At 56.7% G+C, this 646-nt stretch carries 1 protein-coding gene; it reads left to right on the top strand.

The genetic code is table 11. From position 1 onward, the window contains the following. Positions 1–186: hypothetical protein (locus MJ956_RS18715; protein ID WP_253965927.1), on the top strand; the 186-nt coding region annotated here is incomplete at its 5' end. Positions 187–646 lie beyond the last annotated feature (460 nt).

The following is a 646-nucleotide window of genomic DNA, read 5'->3' as shown; positions in this document are numbered from 1 at the left end:
GTGTCTGCGAAGTTCTCAATTATCATCGTGAAGAAGAAGACGGATCTCGAAGATCGTCATTTTGGCCAGCTTGCTGGTCATGCCCCGCTCAGGGTTCGGACGGTCTGTCGACGAAAGGTTCCGGCCCGGGTTCATCGCCCGGGTCCGGTCATAACAGCCTTTTGTCCCATGATCGGTGTTGCCTGACCGCACGCCGTCGGGGTTCGTCTCGAGAAGCTGGTCTTTCGTTGATCAGTCTGTTTTGCCGATGAAACCTTTCCGAATGTCTACGGACATTCGGGGTCATCGGCTGACTTATGGCAGACTGCATCAACATGAAGAGCACCGCTGCAGGACGCTGGAGGAAGTTGCACACTTCGCCGGTGTTTGCGGTGTTCGAATGAGAGTAAGCGTGAATGTTTGCCTCTCTCTTCCTTTGGTTCACACGTACGGGTCGTACTGACTTCGGCGAGTGGCCGCGACTTCCGAAGGCATCGCAAGATGCTGGAGGCAAGCGCGACCGCGCGTCGGCCGGTCAGGCCGCGCCCGTGCAGCCGTTTCGCCTTGGCGAAACTGGCGTGAACGCGAGGAAACGGTGAGCATTGACGATGAGAATGATCAAGTGAAAGAAGGGCATTTGGTGGATGCCTTGGCATGCACAGGCGAT

This window comes from Aurantimonas marianensis (assembly GCF_024195285.1).
In the GTDB taxonomy this organism is placed as follows: Bacteria; Pseudomonadota; Alphaproteobacteria; order Rhizobiales; family Rhizobiaceae; genus Aurantimonas; species Aurantimonas marianensis.
This window is presented reverse-complemented; position numbering and strand designations above follow the sequence as displayed.